Origin of the sequence: Xanthobacter sp. 126 (assembly GCF_000526175.1) — a bacterium.
Classification (GTDB): domain Bacteria; phylum Pseudomonadota; class Alphaproteobacteria; order Rhizobiales; family Xanthobacteraceae; genus Xanthobacter; species Xanthobacter aminoxidans.
The window spans coordinates 2,517,149-2,535,108 of sequence record NZ_JAFO01000001.1; the positions used below are offsets into that span (position 1 = coordinate 2,517,149).

Consider the following 17,960-nt stretch of genomic DNA (forward strand, 5'->3'; position numbering starts at 1 on the left):
TGCGTGAAGGGGAGGTGGCGCCCCTCCCCATTCACTCCAGAACCGCGGCCTTGAGCAGGCACACCATGAAGGCGCGGGCGGGCGCGCCGCTTCGGTTGCGGATGACATGGCGGCGGTCGCAGCGATAGCGCACCGTCTCGCCCTCCTTCACCGTCTCCACCTGGCCCGCGACGTCCACTTCCAGCGTGCCGGCGATGACGGTGAGGCATTCCACCGACCCGCGCTGGTGCCCGTCGGAATCGAGCTCCCCGCCGGGCGCGGCCTCCATGTCGTAATATTGGAGCCACTCCACCGTCTTGATCCAGCCGATGATGGACAGGCGCACCAGCCCGTCCTCGGAGAGGAGGATCGGCGTGTCGGCGCGGGAGAGCTTCTCCACGAAGGGCGCATCGTCGGAGGAGGCGAGCACCCGCTCCACCGACATGTCCAGGGCCTGCGACAGGCGCCACACGGTGGCCAGCGTCGGATTGGTCTCGTTGCGCTCGATCTGGCTGATGATGGACTTCGCCACGCCGGACTGCTCGGCGAGGTCCGACAGGGACAGGTTATAGGCCTTGCGCAGGCGCTGGATGGTCTTGCCCAGCTGCCCGGTTATCACCTGCGCGCCGGTTTCGAGAGAGCTGCCCCCGCGTTCCCTGACGGCCATGCCCCAATATCCTTTCAACCGAACGAGCGTTCGCTTCAGCGGACGTTACCGTCCGGGCGCGCGGGAGGGAAGGGGACGCAAGGCAAAGGGGCGTTTTTCCGCGTCCTAGCTGCGCCAGAGCTGGAAGAAGTGGTGCACCGGGCCGTGGCCGGCGCCCACATCGAGGCGGTCGGCGGCGGCGATGGCGCCGGTGATGTAGGCCTTGGCCTTCTCCACCGCATCAGGCAGGCCGAGCCCGGACGCGAGCCCCGCAGCGATGGCGGACGAAAGGGTGCAGCCGGTGCCGTGGGTGTTGCGGGTGACATGGCGCGGGGCGGTGAACCGCCGCGTGCCGTCCGGCGTGACGAGGAGGTCCACGCTCTCCGGCCCCTCGCCGTGTCCGCCCTTCATGAGAACGGCACGGGCGCCGAGCGCCAGCAGGGCCGCGCCCTGGCGCTGCATCTCCTCTTCCGTGTGCGCGGCCTCAAGGCCGAGCAGCGCACCGGCCTCCGGCAGGTTCGGCGTGATGAGATCGGCGGCGGGAATGAGGATGGTGCGCAGGTCGTTCAGCGAATCGTCGCTCAGCAGCCGCGCCCCGGATGCCGCGACCATGACCGGATCGAGCACCACCGGCCGCGCCTTGTGGCGCGCCAGCCCCTCCGCCACCGTGCGGATGGCGCCGGGGCGCGACAGCATGCCGATCTTTACCGCCTTCACCGCGAGATCGGAAAACGCCGCATCCATCTGCGCTGCGATGAAATCATCCGGCACGTCGTGGATGGCGCTGACGCCCGTCGTGTTCTGCGCCGTGAGCGCGGTGATGACGCTGGCGCCGTAGACGCCCAGCGCGGAGAAGGTCTTCAGGTCCGCCTGGATGCCGGCGCCGCCGCTGGAATCCGAGCCGGCGATGGTGAGGGCGATGGGAATGGGCCGGCTCATGGACGCGGTGAGGCTCCGGTGGGGCAGGGATGATCGAGCCGCCACCCTTGCCAGTCCCGGCGGATTTGTCCACCTTGGCGCGGCCCGCGAGGGCCTTCCGATCCCGCCGCCAGCGGAGCACGCCGTGGTTCCCTTCTTCGTCCAGATCAAATGCCAGCTCGGGAAGTCCTACGAGGTGGCTGATGCCCTCGCCAATGCGGAGATCGCCTCCGAGATCTATTCCACGGCCGGCGAGTTCGACCTGCTGGTGAAGTTCTATGTGGAGCCCGGCACCGACATCGGCCACTACGTGAACCAGAAGGTGCAGACCATTCCGGGTATCCAGGACACCCGCACCATCATCACCTTCAAGGCCTTCTGACGCGCCTTCGCGCACCGATTCCAAGCCATCATTCGGGCCGGCCGGAGCGAACGCAGCGGAAGCTGCGGGCGCGAAGCCGTGCGTCCAGTACATCACGCGCTTCGCGGGGATTGATCGCGGAGGCCGCATGCATTACTCAAGGATAAGTCAGTGGTATTCAAGTATTGAATGCTTCTAAAGTGAGCCGCGACCCTCAGCATTGGTCGTGGCCCACGCCCGGATCTGGAGCGATTCAAAATGAACAGGTACGAACACGGGAGCGCTCATCTCGATAACGACAAGGCCGGTGGCGAGTGGACCTATCGTCCCGCGGATGAAACCTGCCGGACCATCCCCATGGTGGACGCGCAGCTCGACAGCCGGGACCTGTTCGCGGCCGGGCGGCTGGTGACGATCGCCCACGGCGAGCACACGTATCAGTTGCGGCTCACGGCGCAGAACAAGCTGATCCTGACCAAATAGCGCAGCCCACGCTTCGATCCCATCTGGCGCCGCGGTCCGCCTTGAGCTTGGCCGGTGCCATTCCTTCGCCGCGTTTGCTCTTCATGAGGAGGCGCTCCGGCGGAAGGCGGCTTTCGCGCACGACCGTCCGGTCCTTTTCGGCACGGGCGTTTCTGCTATTGTCCGCGCCCAATTCGAGCGGATCCAGACCGAAGCATGGCCATCTCACAGCCCGCATCCGACGACCGGCGGGCGTTCGATCTTGACCTGCCGCAGCGCCTCGTGGGGATCCTCGACACGGCGTCGGCGCGTCATGGCCGTGCCGTGCTGCTGCTGGTGGTGGTCGCCCTCATCACGTTTCTGCCGGGCTTCTTCAGCCTCCCGCCCGTCGATCGCGACGAGGCGCGCTTCGCCCAGGCGACGAAGCAGATGCTGGAGAGCGGAAATTACGTCGACATCCGCTTCCACACCCAGGTGCGGTACAAGAAGCCGATCGGCATCTACTGGTTGCAAGCCGCGACGGTGAAAGCCGGCGAGGCGGTGATCGGGCCGTCCGCCCGGACCTCCATCTGGCTCTATCGCCTGCCGTCGCTGGTCGCGGCCATCGGCGCCGTGCTGCTCACCTACTGGACGGCCCTCGTCTTCCTGTCCCGCCGCGGCGCGTTGTTCGCATCCCTTATGATGGCGGGATGCGTGCTGCTGGGGGTGGAGGCGCGGCTCGCCAAGACCGACGCGGTGCTGCTCTTCACCATTCTCGCCTGCTTCGGAGCGCTGGCGCGGGCCTATGTCCGCCCGCCCGAGGCGCGCCGGGGCGACTGGACCCTCGCCTTCATCTTCTGGACCGCCCTTGCGGCGGGCATCCTTGTGAAGGGGCCGGTGGCTCCGCTGTTCATCGGCCCCGCCATCGCCTCACTCGCCATCGCGGACCGCTCGGGTGCCTTCCTGCGGCCGCTGAAGCCCCTTCCGGGCCTGCTGTGGTGCCTGTTGCTGGTGCTGCCGTGGTTTGTCGCCATCTACCTCCTCACCAACGGCGCCTTCTACCAGCTGGCCGTCGGCGTCGACATGATGGGCAAGGTGGCCGAAGGCGCGGAAGGCCACTGGGGGCCGCCGGGCACCTATTTCCTCGCTGCGTGGGGCACGTTCTGGCCGTCCATCGTGGTTGCCGCAGTGGCGGCGCCCTATGTCTGGCGCCACCGGCGCGGGCGGGCGGAGCGCTTTCTGCTGTGCTGGCTGGTGCCCAGCTGGGTGGTGTTCGAGATCGCCGTCACCAAGCTCCCGCACTATGTGCTGCCGGTCTATCCGGCGCTGGCAATCCTCTCGGCCCTCGTCGTCGAGCGGGGCGGGCTGGTCCAGGCGGGCTCGCGACTGGCCGGGCTGGTGTGGATCTGGCCGGGGCTCGCCATCGCGGTCACGCTGGGGCTGGGCGGGGCCTACCTCTATTTCGGCAGCGGCTTCGGCCTCGCTGCGTGGCCGTTGCTGCTGCTGGGCGTCATGCTTTTGTGGTGGGCGGCGCGGGCGTTCCCGCGGGTCGGCATCGAGGGGGCGTTCCTCACTGCCCTGGCCGGCGCCATGGTGCTCTATCTCGCCGTCTGGCAGACCATGCTGCCGCAGATGCGGGCGCTGTGGATTTCCGAGCGCCTCGCAGCCGTGGTGAAGCAGCAGGGCTGCCCGGCCGCCAAGGTCGCGTCCTTCCCCTATCAGGAACCGAGCCTCGTCTTCCTGGTGGGGACGCAGATCAACTACGTCCTGCCCAACGAGGCGGCGGCGCTGCTGAAGAAGGGCGGCTGCGCCCTAGCCTTCATGGACGCGCGCTTTACCCCCGCCTTCGAGCGGCACGCGGGCCTGCTCGCCCTGAAGTATCACGCGGTCGCGACCATCTCCGGCTTCACCTACAACGGCGGGCGATCCACCTCCATCACGGTGTTCCGCTCCGATGAGGCCGCCCCGTGAGCCCGGAGGCCGGCACCGGCGCGGCTCCGTCCGGTTCGTTCGCCGCAGGGTTGCGGTGGGTGGGAGAAGCCGTGCGCCTGCTCCTCATCTCCATCGGACGTGGGCTCGCCTATCTGCGCGGGCGCCGCATCGGCGTGCCGCGCCCGCGCCTCGGCTTTCTCGGGCGCTGGGAGGCGCTGGCGCTCGCGGCGCTGACGGTCGGCGTGGTGGCCGCACTGATGCTGCTGGTCGACCCGCTCACCCTCGGCCTCAGGCTCAAGGCCCCGTCTTGGCTCGTCGTCATGAGCGACCGTGTCACGGACCTCGGCTTCAGCGGGGTGGTGCTGTGGCCGCTCGGCATCGGCCTCGCCTATGCGTTGATGCTCACCCACGCGGGTGACGAGATGACCCGGAGGATCGCCGCCAGCGTCGCCGCGCGCCTCGGCTTCCTGTTCCTCGCCATTGCGCCGGTGGGGCTGCTGGTGGCCATCGTCAAGCACAGCCTCGGCCGGGCGCGTCCCCACGCCGCCATGCACATCAAGGGGCCGAGCCCGGAGATGACGTTCGATGTCATGATCTGGAAATCGAGCTTCGCCTCGTTCCCGTCCGGGCATGCCACCACCACCTTCGCGGCCGCGGTGGCGTTCGCCGCTTTGTTCCCGCGGGCGCGGACGATCCTCCTCGTGGCCGCCTTTCCCATCGCGGCGACCCGCATCGTGCTCAGCTCCCATTATCCGAGCGACGTGGTGGCCGGCGCTGTGCTGGGGACCGCCGCCGCCTTGTGGACGGTCAAGCTGTTCGCTGCTCGCCGCGTCGTCTTCGCGGTTGACGCGGGCGGGACGATCGTGCCCATGGCGGGGCCGTCCGCGCGACGGCTCGCGCGGCTCCTCGCTCCCGTCAATCCCGCTCGGGCTGGAGCATCCCTCCCGCCGCCGCAAGACATGAGCACAGCCGTTCCAGCCCAAGAGGCGAGACCTTGACTTCCCTTTCTTCCGAAACCCCAGCGGCCCCGCGGCTGTCGGTGGTGATCGCCGTCAAGGACGAGGCGGACAACGTGCTGCCGCTGATCGAAGAGATCGATGCGGCGCTGTCGTTCGAACCGTTCGAGCTGATCTTCGTGGATGACGGCTCCACCGACGCCACCCTCGCCAATCTTCGGCTGGCGCAGCAGACACGGCCCTATCTGCGCATCGTGGTGCATGCGAAGGCGTGCGGGAAGTCGGCCGGCGTCGAGACCGGCGCCTGGGCGGCCCGGGGCGATCTTCTCCTGCTGCTCGACGGCGACGGCCAGAACGACCCCGCCTATCTGCCCGAGATGGTCCGCGTCATGGACGCGGGCGGACCAAGCATCGGCATGGTGCAGGGCGAGCGTCAGGGGCGCAAGGACACGGGCTTCAAGCGCTTCCAGTCGCGTCTCGCCAACCGGGTCCGTCGCAGCCTGCTCAACGACGGGTCACGCGACACCGGCTGCGGCCTCAAGGTCGTGCGCCGGGAGGTGCAGCTGCGCCTGCCCATGTTCGACGGCCAGCACCGCTTCATGGCGGCCCTGGTGCGGCGCGAGGGCTACGACATCCTCACCGTGAAGGTGGTGGACCGCGAGCGCTGGCACGGCGTATCCAAATACGGGTTCTGGAACCGCCTGTGGGTCGGCATCATCGACATGTTCGGCGTGTTCTGGCTGGTCCGCCGCCGCCGCACGCCGCATGTGGTGGAGCGCGGGTGATGGTCTATTACCTGTCGCAGATCGGGACTTACCTGCACGAAGTGTTCATTGACCAGTTCGACTGGTGGGTGGCACTCGGCCTCGTCGCGCAGTTCATGTTCACCATGCGCTTCGTGGTGCAGTGGATCGCCAGCGAGCGGGCGCAGCGCTCGGTCATTCCCTTCGCGTTCTGGACCTTTTCCCTCGGCGGCGGCTCGCTGCTGCTGGTCTATGCCATCTACCGCAAGGACCCGGTGTTCATCGCGGGACAGGCGCTCTCCACCTTCATCTACATCCGCAACCTGCAGTTCGCCCTGCGCGAGCGGCGCGCGAACCGCGCGGTGACGTAAGCCGCGCCTTTCCAAGCCGCAACCGGCGCAGGCCCCGGCCCCCGGCGAGGCCGGAGGGCGGCGGCATGCTGTGGGACCAGCGCCTCCTCAGTGCAGGATCTGGCTGAGGAAGAGCTTGGTGCGCTCGTGCTGCGGGTTGGAGAAGAAGGCGTTGGGCTCGTTCATCTCCACGATCTGCCCGGCATCCATGAAGATCACCCGGTTCGCCACCTGACGGGCAAAGCCCATCTCGTGAGTGACGCACAGCATGGTCATGCCGTCCTGGGCGAGGGAGACCATGGTGTCCAGCACCTCCTTCACCATCTCGGGGTCGAGGGCGGAGGTGGGCTCGTCGAACAGCATGATGCGCGGGCGCATGCAGAGCGCACGGGCGATGGCCACGCGCTGCTGCTGGCCGCCGGAGAGCTGGCCGGGATATTTGTGGGCCTGGTGCGGGATCTTCACCTTCTCGAGGAAGTGCATCGCCAGATCCTCGGCCTCCTTCTTCGGCATCTTGCGCACCCACATGGGGGCAAGCGTGCAGTTCTCGAGAATGGTGAGGTGCGGGAACAGGTTGAAGTGCTGGAAGCACATGCCCACCTCGCGGCGCACCTCGTCGATGCGCTTGAGGTCGTCGGTCAGTTCGATGCCGTCCACCACGATGCGGCCCTTCTGGTGCTCCTCCAGACGGTTGATGCAGCGGATGAGGGTGGATTTGCCCGAGCCGGACGGGCCGCAGATGACGAGGCGTTCGCCCCGCTCCACGGTCAGGTTCACGTCCCTGAGGACGTGGAAGTCGCCGTACCACTTGTTCACGCCGGTCATCTCGACCGCGATCTTCGGGGCGGTGGCCTCGACTTCGGCGATGATGGGATCGGTGCTCATGAAGTCCCTCTCAGTGTCGCTGGGCCCGGTCGAGGCGCTTCTCCAGCGCCATCGAATACCGGGACATGCCGAAGCAGAAGACGAAGTAGATGATGCCGGCGAAGCCGAAACCGGTGAACAGGGTGGTGGGCGAGGCCCAGTTGGGGTCGGTGAAGGCCGCCCGCATGGAGCCGAGCAGGTCGAAGATCGAGACGATCAGCACCAGCGTCGTATCCTTGAACAGGCCGATGAAGTTGTTGACGATGCCGGGGATCACCAGCTTCAGCGCCTGCGGCAGGACCACGAGGCGCATCATCAGCCCCGAGCGCAGGCCCACCGCCATGGCGCCCTCATACTGGCCCTTGGGAATGGCCTGCAGGCCGCCGCGCACCACTTCCGCCATGTAGGCCGAGGCGAACAAGGCAACGCCCACCAGCGCCCGCAGCAGGCCGTCGATGGTGAAGCGGCCGGGCAGGAACAACGGCAGCATGTAGGTGGCGAAGAACAGCACCGTGATGAGCGGCACGCCGCGCCAGAACTCGATGAAGATGATGCACAGCCACTTCACCAGCGGCAGCCGCGAACGCCGGCCGAGGGCGAGGAGGATGCCGAAGGGCAGGGACACGGTGATGCCGGTGACGGCGATCACCAGCGTCACCAGCAGGCCGCCCCACAAGCGTGTCTCGACCTGAGGCAGGCCGGTGTCGATGTCCACCGCCAGTAGCACCACGGCAAGAACGCCGTGCACGCTGAGCGTCGTCTGCGCCGCCGAGCGTCCGCCCTCCGGCCCCGCAAGGAAGCGGGAGATGCCGTAGGCGATGGCCGTCAGTAGGACGGTGGAGAGGACGTAATCGATCCAGAAGCCGATCCGCAGACCCTGCGCGCCGCCGATGGTGGAGAAATCGACGCCCAGCCAGCCGAGGACGAAGCGCTGGAGATCGAGGTTGCCGCCGGTGAGCAGCACGAAGGCCACCACCGGATAGACGCCGAAGAAGAGAATCGCGTTGAGCCTCTTGTAGGGCAGGCTCTGGATCAGCAGCGGCAGCAGCAGGATGGCGCCGAGCCAGTAGACCACATTCACCCGCCAGCGCTCGCTGGCCGGGTAGAAGCCGTAGATGAGCTGGTCGAGCTTGGCCCAGATGAAGGGCCAGCAGGCGCCCACCGGCCGCCCGAGCTTCTCAGCGAGGCAGGCGTCGCGGTTCGTGCCGGTCCACACCGCATCGATCAAGAAGAATTTGATGAGCGGCGGCACCGTCACATAAAGCAGCCAGATGCCGAACAGGGTGAGCAGCACCTGAGGCACCGAGCCGAACAGGTGCTGGCGGGCCCACAGGATGGGGCCGCGGGTCGCGACCGGGGCCGGCTGCGGCTCGTGGAACGCCGTCGAGACGAAGGGCGTCGCGGGGGTGATGGACGGGCGGGAGGCGGAGATGTCCGTCATGTCACCGCTCCACCAGCGCGACGCGCTTGTTGTACCAGCCCATGATCGTCGAGGTGACGATGGAGATGGTGAGATAGACCGCCATGATGATGGCGATGATCTCGATGGCCTGGCCGGTCTGGTTCAGCGTGGTGCCGGCGAACACGGCGAACAGGTCCGGGTAGCCCACCGCGACGCCCAGCGACGAGTTCTTGGTGAGGTTGAGATACTGGCTGGTCAAGGGCGGCACGATCACCCGCATGGCCTGCGGGATGATGACGAGGCGCAGCGTCGGCCCGTTGCGCAGGCCGAGCGAATGGGCCGCCTCGGTCTGGCCCTTGGACACGGCGAGGATGCCCGAGCGCACGATCTCGGCGATGAAGCCGCCGGTGTAGATGGACAGCGCCAGCAGCAGCGACACGAATTCGGGGATGACGCGCAGCCCGCCAACGAAGTTGAAGCCGCGCAGCTCCGGCTTCTCGACGCCGACCGGGAAGTCCATCGCGGCGGAGGCGAGGAGCGGCAGCACGATGATGAGGCCGAGGGAGGTCCAGAAGACGGGGAAGAAACGTCCCGTCGCCTCCCGCCGCTTCTTTGCCCAACGGCCGAGCAGGAAGCTCAAGATCAAGGCGGCGATGAGGGCGTAGAGGATGGCCATGGAGCCGTCCTCGAAGATCGGGCGCGGCACCACGAGGCCGCGGTTGTTCACGAACACGCCGGGTGCCGCGAGGGTGGCGGCATAGGTCGAGAGCGGGCCGCCGAGGAAGCCGAGGCCGATGGAGGACAGGCCCGAGCCGATGGCGCCGAGCAGCGGTTGCAGCCCGAAGCCCCAGCTTTGGCGCGGACCCGGCAGGGTGGCTAGCACGGCGAGGTACCAGAACATGATCTGGAACAGCGGCGGCAGGTTGCGGGTGATCTCCACATAAGCGGAGGCCAGCGCCTTGATGACCACGTTCTTCGACAGCCGGGCCACACCCATCAGGAAGCCGATGAGGGTCGCGAGGATGATGCCGAGGAAGGCCACCAGCAGCGTGTTGAGAAGGCCCACCAGGAAGGCGCGACCGTAGGACATGGATTCGTTGTAGGGGACCAGCGACTGGCTGATGGCGAAGCCGGCGCGATTGTCGAGGAAGCCGAAGCCTGAGGCGATGCCGAGCCTGGAGAGGTTGGACTGGGCGTTGGAATAGAACGACCACAGCAACCAGAGGAGGATGACCGCGACGGTGATCTGGATCACCTGGGACCGCAGCTTGGGATCCGTCCAGGACCAGCGACGGCCCCGTGGCCGCGGCGGCGCGGCAGGGCTGACTTCAGACATGAAACCCCCGAAAGCTCAGGCCTTTGGCCTGTGTTCTTGGTGGCGGAGGGCACGATGCCCGCGTCCTCCGCCCCGTCTTCAAGCCAAGTTCTCAAGCAAGGCGTGGGCCATCAGGCCGCGGATGCGCTCAGCGCACCGGCGGGCCGTACTGGATGCCACCCTTGGTCCAGAGGTTGTTGAGGCCGCGCTCGATGCCGAGCGGCGTGGCGGGACCGACATTGCGGTCGTAGATCTCGCCGTAGTTGCCGGTCGCCTTGATGATGCGCACCACCCAGTCGGGGGTGAGGCCGATGCCCTCGCCATACTTGCCGTCGGTGCCGAGCAGGCGCTTGATGTCCGGATTCTCGGACTTCACCATCTCGTCGACGTTCTTCTGGGTGATGCCCAGCTCTTCCGAGTTCAGCAGCGCGAAGTAGGTCCACTTTACGAGGTCGAACCACTGGTCGTCGCCGTGGCGGACCAGCGGGCCGAGGGGCTCCTTGGAGATGGTCTCGGGCAGGAGCACATGGTCGGCCGGGTTGGTGAGCTTGAGGCGCACGGCGGCGAGCTGGGACTTGTCCGAGGTGAACACGTCGCAGCGGCCGGATTCATAGGCCTTCACCGTCTCGTCGAGGGTCGCGAAGGCGATGACCTCGCGATACTTCATGTTGTTGGCGCGGAAGTAGTCGCCGACATTCAGCTCGTTCGACGTGCCGGTCTGCACGCAGATGGAGGCCTCCTGCAGCTCCTTCGCGGACTTCAGGCCCACCGACTTGCGGATGAGGAAGCCCTGGCCGTCGTAGTACATCACGCCGGCGAAGTTGAAACCGAGGGTGGTATCGCGCGACATGGTCCAGGTGGTGTTGCGCGACAGCACGTCGATGGCGCCGGAGGTCAACGCCGTGAAGCGGTCCTTGGCGGAGAGGGGGGTGAACTTCACCTTGGTGGGATCGTTGAAGATGCCGGCGGCGATGGCGCGGCAGAAGTCCACGTCGAGCCCGCTCCATTCATTCTTGTCGTTGGGGCTGGAGAAGCCGGGCAGGCCCTGCGTCACGCCGCAGTTGAGGGCGCCTCTCGCCTTCACGTCGTCGAGGGTCGCGGCCTGCACGGCACCGGCCAGCGACAGAAGTCCTGCTGCTGCGAGGAGGATGCGTTTCACGGAAGGTTCCTTTTTTCGCGACGACGAGCCCTGCCGCGGCCGCCTCCCGCCGCGATCCGGCACGAGATGGCTCGACGGACGGATCAAGGCCGTCTATCCCGCCCATCACAACCCCTCACAGCGGAGCGGTCAATAGCGGCCGGCCGGTCGCAAGCTGCCGTGACCACAGGAGATGCGCATGTCGGACGCAAGCAGGGATGACCACGGGGCAGACGGAGCGTCAGGCGATGGGCGGGGCACGGCCACCAAGATCGTCCATGCCGGCCGCGATCCCCGCCGCTTCGACGGATTCGTGAACACCCCGGTGGTGCGCGGCTCCACCGTGCTCTACCCGAACTACGACGACCTCATTCACCATCGCGCGCGCTACACCTACGGCCGCCACGGCAACCCCACCAGCGAGAGCCTGCAGGTCGCGCTCACCGCGCTGGAGGGCGGTGACGGCGTGGTGCTCACCCCGTCCGGCCTTTCGGCGGTGACGACGGCGCTGCTCGCGGTCGCCGGCAGCGGCGATCACGTGCTCGTGGTAGACAGCGTATATCGGCCCACCCGCAATTTCTGCGACGGGCTCTTCGCCCGCCTCGGCGTCGAGACCACCTATTACGATCCCCTGATCGGCGCGGGCGTCGAGGCGCTGATCCGGCCGAACACCAAGGCGATCTTCCTGGAGGCGCCCGGCTCCCAGAGCTTCGAGATGCAGGATGTGCCGGCCATCGTCGCGGTGGCGAAGGCGCGCGGAATCACGACCCTTATCGACAACACCTGGGCGACGCCGGTCTTCTTCAAGCCCCATGCGTTCGGTGTGGATATCTCGATCCAGTCCGGCACCAAATACATCTGCGGCCATGCGGACGTGAGCATCGGCACCATCTCCGCCATCGGCTCCGCCCTCGGCAAGGTGCGCGCCACCTACAGCGCGCTGGGCATGACGGTCGGTCCCGACGACATCGCGCTCGCCGCCCGCGGCCTGCGCACACTGGCGGTGCGGCTCGCCCACCACCAGAAGGCGGGGCTGGAGATGGCCGAGTGGCTCGCCGCGCGGCCGGAAGTCTCGCGTGTGCTGCATCCCGCGCTGCCGTCAGATCCCGGCCATGCCATCTGGAAGCGGGACTTCTGCGGCGCCAGCGGGCTGTTCAGCCTCATCCTGAAGCCGGTGCCCGAGAAGGCGGTCGCGGCCTTCTTCGATGCGCTGACGCTGTTCGGGATGGGCTATTCCTGGGGCGGATACGAGAGTCTCACCATCCCCTTCGACTGCAAGGACTACCGCACCGCGACGCGGTGGGAGGTGGAAGGGCCGGCGGTGCGCGTGCATATCGGGCTCGAGGACACCGCCGACCTCAAGGCCGACCTCGTCCAGGCCTTCGCCCGGATGCGCGAGGTGGCCGCAGGCTAAAGCCTTCGCCGGCGCCACGGGAAACCCATGGCGCCGGGGAGCGTTCTCCTAACGGAACACAACACCGTCAGGAGAACGCCATGCAAGATCCGAAGGAAGCCCGCGAGGACGTGGAATTCCACCGCACCGATGGCCACACGGTGGACGGGGGGCCGGTGAAGACGGCTGCCAAGGCCAGGCAGGGCCTCACATCCGGACGCATGCTCGTGGTCCTGTCCGTCGGGATCGCATTGGTCGTGATCGGCTTCGCGGCGAGCTATATGGGGGCGGTCTAGGCCGCCGCCCATGGTCTTCACACGGGAATGTTGTCGATTAGCCGGGTCTGGCCGAGCCATGCGGCGGCGAGCAGGCGGATGGGCTCCTTGGCGTCCTTGAGCGGCGCCAGAGTCTCGGCGTTGCGCGCCGCCACATAGTCCACCTCGAGGCCGAGCGCGGAGATCATGCCGGAGGCGGTGGCCACCGCCGCCTGCGGTTCCGTGCCCGCGCGAATCTGCTCGGCGGCGCGTGTGAGCGCGGCGTAGATCACAGGAGCGATCTTGCGCTGCTCCTCGTCGAGATAGGCGTTGCGGGAGGAGAGGGCGAGGCCATCCTCCTCGCGGATGGTCGGCACCGGCACCACCTCGACGCCGAGATCGAGATCCCTCGACAGCCGCGTCACCACCTTGAGCTGCTGGTAGTCCTTCTCACCGAACATGGCGTAGTCGGGCGCGCACTGGATGAAGAGCTTGCCCACCACGGTCGCCACGCCGCCGAAGAAGTGCGGGCGGAAATCTGTCTCCAGCCCTTCGGAGGGGCCGCCCACGCTGATGCGGGTGGCAAAGCCCGCCGGATACATCTCGGTCGACGTGGGCGCATAGACGAGATCGACCCCGACTTCGGCGAGCTTGGTGAGGTCCGCCTCCAGTGCGCGGGGATATTTGTCGAAATCCTCATGCGGGGCGAACTGGGTGGGATTGACGAAGATCGACACCACGGTGCGGCCGGCGCGTTCCCGCGCCTTCTCGGCGAGCGCCATGTGACCCACATGCAGCGCGCCCATGGTCGGCACCAGCGCCACCTTGGAGCCCTCGGCCCGGAAGCCGGCCACCGCCGACCTCAGTTCGCGCACGCGGCCCACAACCCTCGGCAAAGTCGCCATCGTCCCATCCCCTCGATACGGCGTCCGGCCGCTGGGGGGTGCAGATAGGCCCTGGGCCGGTCCGCTTCAAGCCATTGCCGCCATCCGGAGGGGTGGGGGAGGGGCCTTGGTGCGCCGTTCGATGCGGCTTATGTGTGGGAACAGAGAGGAACGCATGGCCACGCGCGACGACAGCAAGGGGAAATTGGCGGAAACCAAAGCCGCCGGATCGGTTCCGGTTTCCGGTTCGGCCGAGGTGGAGGCGTTCCTGGCCGCGGCCCGCAGCATGCCGCCGGCCCGCCCTGCGGATGGGCGGGGCAGACTGTCCTTCGCACTCGATGCCACCGGCTCGCGCCAGCCCACATGGACGCTCGCGTGCGACATCCAGGCGGACATGTTCGCCTCCGCTGCCGCCCATGGCGGCCTCGACATGCAGATCGTCTATTACCGGGGACAGGATGAGTGCCGCGCCTCCCCCTTCGTGCGCGATGCCGCGACGCTGGGCGGGCTGATGCGGCGCATCTCGTGCATGGGCGGCCTCACCCAGATCAACCGCATCCTGGGCCATCTCGGCAAGGAAGCTGAGCGCTCGGGGCTGCGTGCCGCGGTCTTCGTCGGCGACGCGGTGGAGGAAGACCCGGCGGGGCTGAAGGAGGCCGCGGGGCAGCTCGCCCTGCGCGGCGTGAAGCTGTTCATGTTCCAGGAAGGCCACGACGGGCGCGTGGAAGACGTCTTCCGCGGCCTTGCGCAGGTCACAGGTGGCGTGTGGTGTCGGTTCGATCCCTCGGCCCCCGGCGAGCTTCGCCAATTGCTCGCGGCGGTCGCCGCCTATGCGGCCGGCGGCCAGATGGCGCTGACGTCCCGCCGCGACGACGGGGCCCGTCGCCTCATCGCCGCCATGGGCCGCTGACCGGTGGCGTTTCGCCCGTCTTTCGAAACCATCCCGCCGGCGCAGGGGCGCGGCGACCCGATCCGGAGTTCCGCGTGATTAGCCTTGTCGCCGGTGCGTTGCTGTTGCTGATCGGCCTCTATGGCCTTTCGGTCTGGACCAAAGCCGATCCGAAGGCCCTCATCGCCGCCATGATGCGGACGCTGGCCTATGCCGCCCTTCTCGGCGCCGCAGGCGCTCTGGTGACAGGGCGGATCGGCATCGCGATTCCGCTCGGGGCGGTGGGCATCGCCCTCCTGGGGCGGCTCGATCCGCAGGGGATCGGCGGTTATCTCGGCGGGCTGTTCAAACGGCGGAGCGCACCGAAAACCTCGGGCGTGCGCACCGCGATGATCGAGATGGAACTGGACCATTCCACCGGGGACATGCGGGGAACGGTGCTTGCCGGCGTCCATGCCGGGCGACGTTTGGAGGAGCTGGACATCCCCTCCCTGGTGGCGCTGCGCCCGCAGTGCGATGCGCAGTCGCTCGCCTTACTCGAAGCTTATCTCGACCGCCGGGCGCCCGCCTGGCGTGAGAACGCACAGGGAAACGCGGGTGCGGGGGATATGGGCGGAGGCGGTGGCCTGGACGCTGCGATGCCCGAGGAGGAGGCCTATCAGATCCTTGGCCTTCAGCCGGGCGCGAGCGCGGAAGCTGTCCGCGCGGCGCACCGCTCCCTCATGAAGAAGCTCCACCCCGATCATGGGGGCTCCGATTATCTCGCGGCGAGGATCAACCGAGCGAAGGACGTGATCTTGCGCAAGCATCTCTGATTCTCTGTCAGAACTTCAATTCCTGATAGGCATGCAGTCGAAATCGTTACGCTTGAGTAAACGACAAGCTTCCTTGGCCGACTTCTCATCGAACCCGGCAAAGCGGGCGCGGTAGAGTTCGGTCGAACCCTTGGTCACCTTCTCGGTGTAGGGGTCCGCGCCGGCCAGCGCCGACTTCACCCGTGTGCGGGCGGCATCAAGCTTGGTGCGGGCCGCGCGCTCGGCATCGAACGCGCCGATCTGGATGCTCCAGCCGGTCTTGGCGGAAGCCGGCACGTGGCTGCGCTGGGAGGGGGCTGCGGCAGGCGCGGGCTGGGGCTCGGCCACCGGGGCGAGGGAGGCCGTGCGCACCGGCTTTGCGGCCTGCTGGACCGCCTGCGGGTTGGCGCGGTTGTCCACCACGCCTTCACGGGCGGCGCGCAGGGCGCGGGCATAGGGATCATCCGGCTCCATGGCGGCGATGCGCGCGGCGCGCATGGCCTGCTCGGCGGCGGCGTCGTGCGCGCCGAGCCGTGAATTGTCCTTGCCCGACGGCGGGGTGGCCGGAGCGGGCACATCGGTGCGCGCGGCGACCTGCTGCGGCTTGGCGTGGGCCCGGCCCTCGGCCGCGGCGGTCGCGGCTGCGGCGGCAGGCGACTGGGCAAGGCGGGAGGGGCCGAGATAGCCGAGGACGCCCGAGGGAGCGGAGGTGAACTGGGTGTTGGCGGCCACCTGGACCGGGGCGGGGGCGGCGGCAGGCGCAGCAGCCACGTTGGCGGCGATGGGCTTCTGGATGGCGACGGTCTTGACGGCCACCGGCTTGATGGGCTCGGCCGACCCGGGCTTCACTTGGGGCAGGGGAGCCGAAGGCGCTGCGGCGGCGACGGTCTGATTGGCCGTGCGCGCGGCGGGCTTGGCGGGGATGGAGGCGGTGGTGGTCGGCTCGGCGTTGGCCTCGACCACGGCCGGCTTCGGCAGCGGCGCCACCGCATGGGGCTGGACGTCGTCGCGGGCGGCGACGATGGGCATGGGCGCGTTGAAGGTGCCGGGCTTGCTGATGGAGAAGGCGTTGTCCGCCACTTCGGTGATCTTCGGCGCGATGCGGCCGCCGGCATAGGCGGTGGGCAGGTTCTGGCTGATGAGGCTGGTCATCCGCGCATCGCGCGAACCGCCGCTGGAGCCGCCGAGCACGACGCCGACGAGATAGCGGCCGTCCCGCTTCACCGAGGTGACGAGATTGTAGCCCGAGGCATTGGTGTAGCCGGTCTTGATGCCGTCCACGCCGTCGATCCGGCCGAGCAGGCGGTTGTGATTGCCGATGGCCTGCCCGCGATAATAGAAGGTGCGGGTGGCGAAGTACTTGTATTGCTTGGGGAAGCGCTCCTGGATGGCGCGGCCGAGGATGGACAGGTCGCGGGCCGTCGTCACCTGGTTCACGTTCGGCAGCCCGGAGGCATTGCGATAGACCGTGCGGCTCATGCCGAGGGCGTGGGCCTTCTCGGTCATCGCCTCGGCGAAGGCGGACTCGGAGCCGGCGAGATTTTCCGCGATCACCACCGCCACGTCGTTGGCCGAGCGGGTGACGATCGCCTTGATGGCGTCTTCCACTTCAAGGGTCTGGCCGGGCTTCATGCCGAGCTTGGAGGGCTGCTGCGACGCCGCCTTCGCGGATACCTCCAACTTGCTGTCGAGGCGAAGATTTCCGGCCTCCAGCTGCTCGAACAGGAGGTAAAGCGTCATGATTTTGGTGACTGAGGCAGGATGTCGCAGGGCGTCCGAATTTTCCTCGTACAGCACCTTGCCGGTATTCCCGTCCACGATGATGGCGGCGGAGCCGTAGCGCCAGCGCCCACCGTCCGGGTCCGCAGCGGCAGCGGTCTTGGTATTGGAGGATGGCTTCGACTTGGATGCGGACTTCGACGCGGACTTGGAGGACGACTTCGCGCTGCGCTCCACCTGCGTCTTCTTGCGCGGCTTCGCGTCGGCCACCGTTGCCGTCAGGGAGAAGGCCGCAAGCACCGCAAGGGCAAGGGCTTTCGAGCAATGTGGCAGACCGCCGCGAGCGTAACGCATGTACTTTTGTCCCGTGTCGCTGGTCGCAGACGCCGCCCCTTTTCCGGAAGACCGATGTGACAGGGAAGCCTTGTGAGAGGCTTGTGCGTCGCACCGGAGGTCCAGGGAAGCGACCAGTGCCTGACCCTAAAAACGCGGAGTTACCAAGGCGTAAACCGGGCGCCTCTGCCATATTGTGCGGTGCACCATATCGCTTGACTTTCGTTGTGCAGTGCATAATATCCACAACTGAGCGGAGGCATAATCCACTCGACGTTAGGCCGGCGCGTTTGCTGGCGCGAAAGGGGACATCCAATGGTTCAGGGCGCTGAAGAGCTCCAGAAGCTCAGCAAGGACAATGTCGAAGCCGCGATGAAGAGCTTCGGCACGCTTTCCAAGAGCGCGCAGGCGATCGCGGTGGAAATCGCCGACTACACCAAGGCTTCCTTCGAGCAGGGCACCGCTGCCCTCGAGAAGCTGCTCGGTGCCAAGACCCTCGAGCAGGCCATCGAGATCCAGCAGTCCTACCTCAAGACCGCCTACGAGGGCGCCGTCGCCCAGGCGACCAAGCTCGGCGAGCTCTACACGGAGCTGGCGAAGGAGAGCTACAAGCCCTTCGAGACCTCCTTCGGCAAGTTCGGCCGCTGAG

19 protein-coding genes are annotated in these 17,960 nt (G+C 67.5%); 11 read left to right on the top strand and 8 right to left on the bottom strand.

The features are described 5' to 3' along the window. Window positions 1-31: 31 nt before the first annotated feature. Together XAN126_RS0112010 and thiD are read right to left on the bottom strand one after the other, a co-directional pair. A complete protein-coding gene (locus XAN126_RS0112010; RefSeq protein WP_024278838.1) occupies window positions 32-646 on the bottom strand; it encodes an XRE family transcriptional regulator in 615 nt (204 codons plus the stop codon). A 105-nt stretch (window positions 647-751) separates the two neighbouring features. After that, window positions 752-1,564: a bifunctional hydroxymethylpyrimidine kinase/phosphomethylpyrimidine kinase gene (gene thiD / locus XAN126_RS0112015; RefSeq protein WP_029877086.1), complete on the bottom strand. Its 813-nt coding sequence runs from the start codon at window positions 1,562-1,564 to the stop codon at window positions 752-754. Window positions 1,565-1,688: 124 nt separating this feature from the next. Between thiD and XAN126_RS0112020 the strand changes: the two genes are divergently transcribed. The 6 genes from XAN126_RS0112020 to XAN126_RS0112045 all read left to right on the top strand — a co-directional run bounded on the left by XAN126_RS0112020 (window position 1,689) and on the right by XAN126_RS0112045 (window position 6,347). After that, a complete protein-coding gene (locus tag XAN126_RS0112020; RefSeq protein ID WP_024278840.1) occupies window positions 1,689-1,925 on the top strand; it encodes an Lrp/AsnC ligand binding domain-containing protein in 237 nt (78 codons plus the stop codon). A 237-nt stretch (window positions 1,926-2,162) separates the two neighbouring features. After that, window positions 2,163-2,387 (top strand): hemin uptake protein HemP, encoded by a 225-nt coding sequence (locus tag XAN126_RS29010; RefSeq protein ID WP_024278841.1) that lies wholly within the window; start codon window positions 2,163-2,165, stop codon window positions 2,385-2,387. A 195-nt stretch (window positions 2,388-2,582) separates the two neighbouring features. Beyond that, a complete protein-coding gene (locus XAN126_RS0112030) occupies window positions 2,583-4,316 on the top strand; it encodes a glycosyltransferase family 39 protein (RefSeq protein ID WP_051460594.1) in 1,734 nt (577 codons plus the stop codon). Beyond that, window positions 4,313-5,275: a phosphatase PAP2 family protein gene (locus XAN126_RS27155; RefSeq protein ID WP_024278843.1), complete on the top strand. Its 963-nt coding sequence runs from the start codon at window positions 4,313-4,315 to the stop codon at window positions 5,273-5,275. Before XAN126_RS0112030 ends, XAN126_RS27155 begins: the two co-directional genes overlap by 4 nt. Then, window positions 5,272-6,018 carry a glycosyltransferase gene (locus XAN126_RS0112040; RefSeq protein WP_024278844.1) on the top strand — a complete coding sequence of 249 codons (747 nt, stop codon included), beginning with the start codon at window positions 5,272-5,274 and terminating at the stop codon, window positions 6,016-6,018. The genes XAN126_RS27155 and XAN126_RS0112040 overlap by 4 nt, the downstream gene beginning before the upstream one ends. Then, on the top strand, window positions 6,018-6,347 hold the full coding sequence (locus XAN126_RS0112045) for a lipid-A-disaccharide synthase N-terminal domain-containing protein (protein ID WP_024278845.1): 330 nt from the start codon (window positions 6,018-6,020) through the stop codon (window positions 6,345-6,347). Before XAN126_RS0112040 ends, XAN126_RS0112045 begins: the two co-directional genes overlap by 1 nt. A gap of 87 nt (window positions 6,348-6,434) precedes the next feature. Here the strand turns inward: XAN126_RS0112045 and XAN126_RS0112050 are convergent, their stop codons facing one another. From XAN126_RS0112050 to XAN126_RS0112065, 4 genes are all read right to left on the bottom strand, one after another. Continuing rightward, on the bottom strand, window positions 6,435-7,211 hold the full coding sequence (locus tag XAN126_RS0112050) for an amino acid ABC transporter ATP-binding protein (RefSeq protein ID WP_024278846.1): 777 nt from the start codon (window positions 7,209-7,211) through the stop codon (window positions 6,435-6,437). A 10-nt stretch (window positions 7,212-7,221) separates the two neighbouring features. Continuing rightward, window positions 7,222-8,631, bottom strand: coding sequence for an amino acid ABC transporter permease (locus tag XAN126_RS0112055; RefSeq protein WP_024278847.1), 1,410 nt, complete (start codon window positions 8,629-8,631; stop codon window positions 7,222-7,224). A gap of 1 nt (window position 8,632) precedes the next feature. Further along, window positions 8,633-9,928, bottom strand: a complete 1,296-nt coding sequence (locus tag XAN126_RS0112060) for an amino acid ABC transporter permease (RefSeq protein WP_024278848.1) — start codon at window positions 9,926-9,928, stop codon at window positions 8,633-8,635. A 127-nt stretch (window positions 9,929-10,055) separates the two neighbouring features. Further along, window positions 10,056-11,066: an amino acid ABC transporter substrate-binding protein gene (locus XAN126_RS0112065; protein ID WP_024278849.1), complete on the bottom strand. Its 1,011-nt coding sequence runs from the start codon at window positions 11,064-11,066 to the stop codon at window positions 10,056-10,058. Window positions 11,067-11,244: 178 nt separating this feature from the next. Between XAN126_RS0112065 and metC the strand changes: the two genes are divergently transcribed. Continuing rightward, window positions 11,245-12,459 (top strand): cystathionine beta-lyase, encoded by a 1,215-nt coding sequence (gene metC, locus XAN126_RS0112070; protein WP_024278850.1) that lies wholly within the window; start codon window positions 11,245-11,247, stop codon window positions 12,457-12,459. Window positions 12,460-12,539: 80 nt separating this feature from the next. Beyond that, a complete protein-coding gene (locus XAN126_RS0112075; protein ID WP_024278851.1) occupies window positions 12,540-12,734 on the top strand; it encodes a hypothetical protein in 195 nt (64 codons plus the stop codon). Window positions 12,735-12,751: 17 nt separating this feature from the next. On the opposite strand, the gene panC is transcribed toward XAN126_RS0112075, so the two are convergent. After that, complete coding sequence (gene panC, locus XAN126_RS0112080; protein ID WP_024278852.1) at window positions 12,752-13,597, bottom strand: pantoate--beta-alanine ligase; 846 nt, start codon at window positions 13,595-13,597, stop codon at window positions 12,752-12,754. A gap of 154 nt (window positions 13,598-13,751) precedes the next feature. Between panC and XAN126_RS0112085 the strand changes: the two genes are divergently transcribed. After that, entirely contained in the window at window positions 13,752-14,486 is a 735-nt protein-coding gene (locus XAN126_RS0112085; protein ID WP_024278853.1) for a hypothetical protein, read from the top strand. Window positions 14,487-14,590: 104 nt separating this feature from the next. Beyond that, window positions 14,591-15,280 (top strand): DnaJ domain-containing protein, encoded by a 690-nt coding sequence (locus XAN126_RS0112090; protein ID WP_245272248.1) that lies wholly within the window; start codon window positions 14,591-14,593, stop codon window positions 15,278-15,280. A 15-nt stretch (window positions 15,281-15,295) separates the two neighbouring features. Here XAN126_RS0112090 and XAN126_RS29285 read toward each other — a convergent pair whose 3' ends face one another. After that, complete coding sequence (locus XAN126_RS29285) at window positions 15,296-17,332, bottom strand: D-alanyl-D-alanine carboxypeptidase (protein WP_029877089.1); 2,037 nt, start codon at window positions 17,330-17,332, stop codon at window positions 15,296-15,298. A 294-nt stretch (window positions 17,333-17,626) separates the two neighbouring features. On the opposite strand from XAN126_RS29285, the gene XAN126_RS0112100 reads away from it, so the two are divergent. Next, window positions 17,627-17,959 (top strand): phasin family protein, encoded by a 333-nt coding sequence (locus XAN126_RS0112100; RefSeq protein ID WP_024278856.1) that lies wholly within the window; start codon window positions 17,627-17,629, stop codon window positions 17,957-17,959. The last annotated feature ends 1 nt before the right edge of the window (window position 17,960 follow it).